This window comes from Corallococcus sp. AB030 (assembly GCF_003668965.1).
GTDB lineage: Bacteria > Myxococcota > Myxococcia > Myxococcales > Myxococcaceae > Corallococcus > Corallococcus exiguus.
Window position 1 is genome coordinate 25,292 of the sequence record NZ_RAWQ01000112.1, and the last position, 8,216, is coordinate 33,507.

At 72.3% G+C, this 8,216-nt stretch carries 7 protein-coding genes; 2 read left to right on the forward strand and 5 right to left on the reverse strand.

Features of this window, described 5'->3' with window-relative positions:
* Nucleotides 1-21 precede the first annotated feature (21 nt).
* Together D7Y15_RS45915 and D7Y15_RS24865 are read right to left on the reverse strand one after the other, a co-directional pair.
* On the reverse strand, nucleotides 22-1,221 hold the full coding sequence (locus D7Y15_RS45915) for a hypothetical protein (RefSeq protein WP_217276045.1): 1,200 nt from the start codon (nucleotides 1,219-1,221) through the stop codon (nucleotides 22-24).
* Nucleotides 1,222-1,237: 16 nt separating this feature from the next.
* Nucleotides 1,238-2,998: a VWA domain-containing protein gene (locus tag D7Y15_RS24865; RefSeq protein ID WP_120577544.1), complete on the reverse strand. Its 1,761-nt coding sequence runs from the start codon at nucleotides 2,996-2,998 to the stop codon at nucleotides 1,238-1,240.
* Nucleotides 2,999-3,486: 488 nt separating this feature from the next.
* Here D7Y15_RS24865 and D7Y15_RS24870 point away from each other — a divergent pair, with 488 nt between their 5' ends.
* Nucleotides 3,487-4,158 (forward strand): RNA polymerase sigma factor, encoded by a 672-nt coding sequence (locus D7Y15_RS24870; RefSeq protein ID WP_120577543.1) that lies wholly within the window; start codon nucleotides 3,487-3,489, stop codon nucleotides 4,156-4,158.
* Between the two features lie 46 nt (nucleotides 4,159-4,204).
* Nucleotides 4,205-5,395 (forward strand): anti-sigma factor, encoded by a 1,191-nt coding sequence (locus D7Y15_RS24875; protein WP_120577542.1) that lies wholly within the window; start codon nucleotides 4,205-4,207, stop codon nucleotides 5,393-5,395.
* A gap of 49 nt (nucleotides 5,396-5,444) precedes the next feature.
* Here the strand turns inward: D7Y15_RS24875 and D7Y15_RS24880 are convergent, their stop codons facing one another.
* From D7Y15_RS24880 to D7Y15_RS24890, 3 genes are read right to left on the reverse strand one after another with little or no spacing between them, the layout of a single operon-like run.
* Nucleotides 5,445-6,887: an AraC family transcriptional regulator gene (locus D7Y15_RS24880; RefSeq protein ID WP_121754139.1), complete on the reverse strand. Its 1,443-nt coding sequence runs from the start codon at nucleotides 6,885-6,887 to the stop codon at nucleotides 5,445-5,447.
* A gap of 11 nt (nucleotides 6,888-6,898) precedes the next feature.
* Nucleotides 6,899-7,447, reverse strand: a complete 549-nt coding sequence (locus D7Y15_RS24885) for a zf-HC2 domain-containing protein (RefSeq protein WP_121754140.1) — start codon at nucleotides 7,445-7,447, stop codon at nucleotides 6,899-6,901.
* Nucleotides 7,444-8,082, reverse strand: a complete 639-nt coding sequence (locus tag D7Y15_RS24890; protein ID WP_121754141.1) for an RNA polymerase sigma factor — start codon at nucleotides 8,080-8,082, stop codon at nucleotides 7,444-7,446. The genes D7Y15_RS24885 and D7Y15_RS24890 overlap by 4 nt, the downstream gene beginning before the upstream one ends.
* Nucleotides 8,083-8,216: the final 134 nt, after the last annotated feature.

The following is an 8,216-nucleotide window of genomic DNA, read 5'->3' on the forward strand; positions in this document are numbered from 1 at the left end:
GCCCGGTCGGACACGCGGGTTTCAGGCGTGCCGGGTGATGACCAGCGCGTCCGTGTCGATGGCTTCCTTGAGCACCGACGGCAGGCTCTCCAGCGTGACCCGGTTGTCCGCGCCCGCCAGGCACACGCCCGCGTCGCGCACGCGCAGCGTCGCGGCTTCCACCACCGTGACGAAGCGCTCGCCCATGAACGTGTAGACGACTTCGAGCAGGCCATCCCCCAGCCGGCGGTGGTCCAGCAGCCGCGCGCCGGCCTTGTCCAGCGCGCGCTCCACCCACGCGCCGACGTCCGACTCCACGCGCCTGCGGTCCTGGCGCGCGAAGTTTCGTCCGTCCCTCGCGCCTGGCGTCCGGCCTGAATTGCGCGCGGAGGCATCCCGGCGTGTTTCCCACGCCTCACGCTCGTAAGCCGACGGCGTCACCCCGCGGCCGTTCGCGTCCCGCGCAGTGCCGGGCTGAGCTCCCTCTCCGTGAAGGGTCTCCCAGCGTTCGCGCTCACGCCCTGACGACGCCCGCCCGAGCTCGCGTCCCTCCGCGTCCCGCCAGATCTCCGGCATGCCGGATTCATGCATCCGCGCACGGGCCTCTGCTTCGCGCCGGGCCTCCAGCTCCGCCTGCACCCGGACGAAGCGCGCACGCTCCTCGGCCAGCCGGTTCAGGCACCGCTCCGCCTCCGCGCGTCCCTCGCGCGCCACGTCGAGCACCCGCGCGCGGGCCTCCACGGGTGCGAACGGGATGCCCGTGCCTCGCGACACCGCGTCCAGCACCGCGAAGCCGAACGCCGCGCGCAGCGAGGCACTCACGCCTCGCGCGTCCCCCAGCGCACGGTCCTCCTCCAGCGCGCGGCGGGCCGTCTCCTCCGCTTCGCTTTCGAACTCCACGCCCTCGAAGAGCAGCGTGCCGTCATGCCAGCGGCGCGCCGTCACCGGCGACAGGCGCGGCGGCTCCTCCTCCGGCATCAACGCCAGCGGCTCCGCCACCGCGCCCTCGCGCACCAGCCGCGTGCCCCAGACGTGGCCCCGCACGCGCGGCAGCGCCTCCATCCCTTCGGGAGACGCCGGCTCTCGCGCGGTGGCCTCGCGGCCCTTCACTTCGAAACGCCACCAGCCCGGGGCGACGGGCAGGGTGACGCGCAGGCGGCGTGAAGGCGCGTCCACGGTCCCGCCGCCGAAATACGGCAGCACCGCCGACTCCACCTTCCCGAGCAGCTTCCGGTAGTCCACGCCCCTGCCTCCTTCTTCACGCCACCTTCAACAGCGGCGTGCTCATCACCCGGTCCACCCAGCCGGACTGGCTGGCCCCCGCCTCGCGCGGAGCGTCCATCAGCGCCTGGAGCACGCGCGGCACCTGGTAGGGGTCCGCGAACTGCCCCACGCTCACCTCACTGAACGGCACGCCCAGCTGCTTCGCGCCCGAGCGCACCGTGTTGCCGCGCGCTCCCGCCACGCTCACCAGCAGCGCCATGGCCGCCACGCTGTAGCCACACGCGTGGAAGGCCCGGGCGAACTGGTCGCCTGCCTCGCCCGCTTCGTCACCCACCACCATCACCACCAGCTTCGCCTCCGCCGGGATGCGAACCCCGGAGCGGTGCAGCGCGTGGACACCGGCCGCGTGCACCGTGCCGCCGGACGCCTTCAGCCCGGACAGCATGTGCTGCACCGCCGTGCGGTTCGCCGCCTTGGGCTGCAGCACCGTGCCCATGGTGTCGAACGCCGCCACGTGCAGTTTGTTCAGCGGGAAGCCCGCGAGGATGCGCGACAGCGCCTCCTTGGACTGCTCGATGGCGCCCTCCATGGACCCCGACTTGTCGATGAGGAACATCACCCGCACGTCCGTCTCCGCCGTCGCCTCCGCCACCGCCTTCTTCACCGCGTTGTCGCTCGCCTCCTCCAGCTTGCGACGCACGTCCTCACCGCGGACGTTCTTCGCGATGTTCAGCGAGCGCTGATCCGTGGCGTTCGCCACCGCCCGCTCCCAGCGCGCCTTCACGGATGGCTCCTGCAACAGGCCCAGGTCCTCCAGCGTGGGCGTCATCAGCCGCAGGTCGCGGTCCGACAACGACGGCAGCAGCGTGGCCAGGATGGCGGGCGTGAGGCCCACGTCCTTCGGCAGCCGGCCCACGACCTCCTTGTAGGAGAGGCGCTCCAGTTCAATCCACTCGCAGATCTCCGCCTCGGAGAGGCCGTCGAAGCGCTCGCGCTTCACCAGCGTGAGCCCGTGCAGCCCCACCTGCCGGTGGCCGCCGTCCGCCTGCTTCTGCTTCCAGCCGAGCACCTCGAAGAAGCCCTGCGACTGGGGCTTGTAGCCCGCCTTGCGCGCCAGCTTCTTCAGCGTCTCCTTGTAGCCCGCCTTCACCAGGCCCTGGAGCATGGGCAGGTTCGCCTCACGCGCGGCCAGCCACTTCTGGGCCACGCGCTTCCAGCGGCCCAGGGGCGGCTTGCGAGACGCCGGATCACCGAAGCCCGCGGCGCGGTTGAGGCGCGCGATCTCCGGCGTCTCCAACAGCTCCGCCACGCGCAGCACGGCCTTGGGCGTGAGCATCCGCGTGGAGCGGCGCACGTAGTGCAGCACCATGGCCTCGCCGATGGAGCGGTAGTCGTCGTCGTGGAAGGCGATGGCGCCCTGGCCGTCGCGCACGGGCTGGCCCGCATGCTCCTGCACCAGCATCAGCGCGCAGGTGGCCACCTTCAGGTCGCGCCAGTCCGTCTGCGTCAGCGCGTACGACGCGAAGTGCGCCATCAGCGTCGGGTTGAGGCGGTAGAGCTCCAGCAGCTGGCCGTACAGCTTCACCGCGGCGGGCACGAACAGGCCGGGCGCCGCCTTGCGGCCGCGCGACAAGGCCTTCGCGTCCGCACCGGCGACGGCCACCCAGGTGCCGTTCACGTCCAGGCCAGGGCGGTGGTGCCACAGATGGGCGGAGCCACCGAGCACCACGTCGAGCAGGCGCTCGGCCGGTCCTCGCTGCGTCTCCGGAAGGGTCGTCTGGGTGCGAGCGGTCATGGCGGTCGTCCCCCTTTCGGGACAGAGGCATGCCCGGAAGGGCTGCCTGGAGATGAGAGGGAAAAAGTGAGCGCCCGAGTGAGGAAGCCGGAAGGCTGAATCCAGAGTTCAGTGCCGGACCGCCGGCGGGCCCCCCGCCTTGCGAGCGGAGGGGTGGAGTCGAACCACGGCGTGTAGGGCCTCTTCGGCCGGGCGCTCGAAAGCGATGCGCCCCTGGACGCCCCCCTGGCCGGAATCCTGACGGCGCCATTTTCGGGCCTTCTTCCGGGACCTTAGGAGTCTGCCCGGGCCTCCATGGAGGCGACCCGCCGCGTCATCCGCGGGCTTCTGAAAAAAGCGTGTCAGGAAACGCGGAGGGCCGGAGTCGGGCGTTCTGGTAACCAGTCGGAGGCTGTTCGCGGATGCAACGTGTTAATTTGCCGCGCCACATCCCCGTAACCCAACCTCTCGGGACGAGGACCTCCCGGGACAGCCTCCAGGGTCTTCCGGTGTACGAGCAGCTCACGGATGAGGAATTGTTCGCGGAGGTGACCCGGCGGCGCGCCACAGGCGAGGCCATCGGGACTCCGTTGGGGGCCTTGTGCGCGCGGTGGGCGCGCCCGGCCCGTTACGTCATTGGCCGGATTCAGGGCAGCTACGGACGGGGTTCGCCGGCGGACGCCGACGAGCTCTTCCAGGACGCGGTGGGGAAGTTCCTCGACCGGGGCCTGGATCAGTTCCGGGGTGTGTCCGAGCAGATGCCGGGCAGGAGCGCGTCTCCCAAGACGTTCTTCCTGCGCATCGTCAAGCACGTCGCCATCGACTTCTACCGGCGGCACCGGGAGGAGCTGGCGCCCGCGCCGGTGTCGCCCGACGACGTCATGGAAGAGACCCCGTCCGAGGTGGCCCGGGCGGTGGAGGGCGCACGGCGTCGCGAAGAGCGCGCCGAGGCGCAGGAACTGTATTGGGCCGCCTACGCCAGGCTCCAGCAGGAGCATCCAAAGGAGGCTTCCGCATGGGAACTCTATCACCACGAGGACGTGGAGGATCACGAGGAATGCGCACGTCGTTTGAACATCAGCGTGGTGAACTCGTACAAGCGCGTCAGCCGCGCCCAGGCATACCTGCGTTTGTACCTGCTGGAGTTGCAGCGGGACGGACTGCCGGAGGAGCCGTCGTGACGTCTCGCGGGGGCATGATGTCCTCCGCCTCGCCCGGGATGTCGCGATGAAGGGCGACGCGCTGTCCCGCTACCAGGCCCGGTACGCGCGCCTGGGCGCGGGCCCCCTCTCGGTGGGTGAGCTGTTGGAGGTGGTGGGGGATGTGCTGCGCCGCTCGGACCGGCTCGGCACCGACGGGGTGGAAGAGGCCTTGAAGGGCCTGGGCCGCCCCGAAGTGGAAGCCTGGCTTGTCCAGCAGAAACCGCAGGCGCTCCAGCCGTTGCTCCTGCGTGCCGCCGAGGAGTCGATGGAGGTGGCGCTGGGCGAGGAGGGTGAAGAGGCGGAGCTGTGGCGCGCGTCCGCGCTGGAAGGACTGGCCGCCCGGGACCGGGCCGCCTCCGCCGCCCGCGCGCTCGTCACCTGGGAGATGTTGAAGGGCCCGCTGGACGGGGACGCGAGCGCCGCTCGTGAGCGCTTTCTCGGGGCGCTGGGGCACCTGGACTCCTCGCTGCGCTCCCGGGCGCGCTGGTTCATCCCGCTCAACACCGAGCGCCGCGCCGAGCGCGACCTGCTGGACCCCGTGGAGCGCCCCGGCGCCTGGTGGTTCTCCGCGAGGGCCAGCTGTGATGACCTGGTGGCGTCCTGGACGGGCCGCCCCATGAAGGACCCGGAGCACCTGAAGGACTGCGCCAGCTGTCGCGCGGACCGGGCGGACACGGCGGTGGTGGACACGCCCCCGCGCCGCCACCTCACGGATGACGAGCTGTGGCGGCTGGACTCCGGCGAGATGAGCCGCGAGGAGCGCGAGCGCGTGGAGGCCCACACGGCCGGCTGCGGCGAGTGCGCCCAGGCCGTGCTGGCGCTGGAAGAGGGCGACGCCGCCATCGACGAGGCGCTGGAATTGGATGAGGAAGGCGCGCAGGTTCCGCGCGCGACGCGCGACTCCCGCGCGGACGTGGCCCGGCGCCCCAGCGCGGCCCGCCTGCCGGAGCACCGCGAGGTGCTGGAGGAGCGGCGCGACTTCCGCGTGGTGCTGGTTCGCGAGCGTCAGCGGGTGCGGCTTCTGGTTCAGCCCCTGGGCACGCGCGCCGTGACGGCCGCCGTGTTCCTGTCGCCCGGGCGTCCGTCGCTCAAGCCGACGCAGGGACCGGAGGGGCTGTCCTTCGACCTGTCCACGGCGGCGGCCACCGGCGCGCACGCGGCCCACCTCACGGTGCAGGCCGGGCAGGAGACGCTGGAGCGCGACTTCGCGTTCTGAGTGAAGCGCGGAGCGGCGGAAGGTGGGATCCTTCCGCCTTCGCTCTGCCTCACTGGAGCTGGGAGGAGGGCACGTTCCGGCCGGACGAGTCGTACGGCTGGGCCGAGCGCACCGGCAGCCTGGGCATGGGGAGGGGGCCTCGCGAGGCGCCGGCCCGCACGCCACCGGACAGGAACGCCGCCACGAGCTGCGTGAGAGGCGGCCGGGTGGCGAGCGCCACGCCGCACACCTCCAGCCACTGCCGTTCGAAGCGCCCCGTGGTCTGCCGGTACGCGTTGCATCCCTGCTGCGTGGGAGCAGCCAGGTCCCGTTCGAAGCGCTGGTCGTCGACGCCCCAGCGGATGCGGAGCGAGTCCGACGCGAGCCGGATGAACAGCGGTTCTCCGCCCCAGGTGCCCTCGATGAGGGTGGCGGAGCCGCCAGCGCGCACCTTCACCGAAAGGTCCCGCCGCTCGTAGGTGCCGTTCACCTCGATGCCGTGCTCGAAGAGCTCGTCGCCGAATTCGCCCTTCCATGAGGGGCCCTTGCCGCGCATGAGCGGCGTCGCCGTCTGCACGCGCTGCGTGTCGAACCAGGCGGTGCCGACCCTGCCCAGGGGCGTGTTCGCCTTGGGCAGGGGGCCATCCTCCAGGCCCTGGGGGCCGGAGGGCAGGGGCTGCGGGGTGGCGAGCAGGTCCGTGGTCTTCACCGACGCGTCCACTGTCTCGAAGCGCACGCCGCCGAGCCACGCCTGTCCGGTGCCGCTCATGATGAGGCCCGCCATGATGGAGGTGGCCTCCTTGGGCACGTCCAGCACCACGTCGTAGCGCTTGCAGTCGTGGGTGCCCACCAGGGCGCGCGCCTGCATGTTGTCGAAGGCGAGCGGCTGCTTGGGGTCCGCGCCCTCCACGCGCATCCACAGCCCCGCCCAGCCCTTCACGTCCTGGTGGCGCACGGCCGCGGAGAAGCGCAGGCGCTTGCCCCGGAAGTCCTGCGCGCTGAAGGCCTGCATGAAGGTGCCGAAGCTGTCCGTGGCCTGCGTGCGCGAGCGCAGGAAGGCGCTGCGCGTGCCCTCGCACGGGGAGGCTTCATCCACGCCCGCCTCGTAGTGCTGGGGCGCGCTCTCGGTGACGTACCAGCCCTGCGGCAGCTTTGTCCGCGTGGCATCCGGCGACGCGGGCATGCCGCCGGATGTGGCCGGGGCCGTCGCGCTTGATTGCGGCGTGGACGCGGCGGGGGCGGTCGTGACGGAAGCCACCTCCGCGCCGGGCCTGGGCGCTGGAGCACTGGTGGGCGGGGGCGGGCTCGCCTTCGGCGCCGAGGTATCGGGCCTGGCTGTCGCGGCTGTCTTCGCGCCCGAGGACGTCGGGCTCGCCTTCGGCGCCGTCGCCTCGGACGCGGCCGTCGCGGTGGACGTGAGCGCCGTCGTCGCGACGGCGGGCGGAGTCTGGGCCGCCGCGAGGGGCGTCCAGAGCGCGAGCAGCAGGCCGGGGAGGCGGGTTCGGAGCGTCATCACGGTAGTCCTCACAGCGCGGCCGGGCGCGAGCTCAGCGCCACCTGGGTCAGCCCGCTGGACGCGTCGTAGCGGGGGACCTCGCCCTGTCCACCGGGGTGATACACGAGCAACCCGCGCGCGCTCGCGGACTTGAGGCAGTGCTCCTGCGTGGCCAGGTCCGGGCACGCGACCACGATGTCCCGGGGCGCCTCGTCATCCTCAACCGGCGTGTCCTGCACCGCGAAGACCGGTGCCTCCACGGGCGTCTCGGACGGAGAGACGGTTTCCCCTCCGGACCGCAGCATCAGGAACACGGAGGCCGCCACCGCGACCAGCGCCGCGGCGACGGCGGCCGGACGGTGCCAGCGAGCGGGGCGCACCACGACAGCGTCGGGCGGCGTGGCGGCGGCGACTTCGTACAGCTGCTCCTCCAGCAGGGCCTCCTCCTGGAGCAGCCGCGCGCACGGCTCGCACGTGAGCGTGTGGGCCTCCAGCTCCGCCTCGGCTTCGGGCGGCAGCGCGCCCAGCAGGTACTGCTCCGTGCGGTCGCGGGTGAGGTGGGGCGTGGGGCTGATCATGGTTGTTCCTCTTCGAGCGCGGTGCGCAGCTTCTTGCGGACCTCGCACAAAATCTGTCGCACGCGCTGGACGGACAGCCCGACGCGGGAGGCGACTTCTGCATGGGGAAGTCCCTGGCCGTCACAGGCCAGGAGGAAGACGTTGCGCGCGCCCGGTGACACCTGCTCCAGCGCGTCCCGGGCCCGGGCGAGCTGCTCCTCCGACAGCAGGCGCTTCTCCGCGGACTGTGCGGGGTCCACCGGCTGCTGCCGCTCCGGGAGGTCCTCCAGCGTGCCGTCCACCGACTCGCGCCGCATGCGCCGGGCGTCATCCGACGCGAGGAACGCCGCCTGGGTGAGCGCGAGCGCCGGCAGCCGCAGCTCCGTGAGCAGGCCTCGCTGCTGCTGCTGGATGAGGCGCGCCCACGTCTCCTGCGCCAGCTCCTGGGCCCGGTCCACCCGGATGCCCCGCGCGAGCAGCGACACCACCACCCGGCGCTGGTGCCGCGCGATGAGCGCGTCCCACGCGGCACGCTCCCCCGTCAGCGCGCGCCGGGACAGGGCCTCCTCGTCCGGCGCCGCCGGTCGCGCGGCCCTCTCTGTGTCCTGCCGCGACTGGAGGGTCGTCATCCCCAAGCCCTGTACGGCTGCATCCATGCCGTCTTCCCGTTGCGAGCCGCGCTCGTCCCCCGGAGGCCGTTCCTGCCCCGGGCTCCCAGGGAAACGCGCCTCCTGGCCGGACATATCGACGGGAATGGGCAAGGGGGGCCCGGGGTGGGGGAATGTCAGTT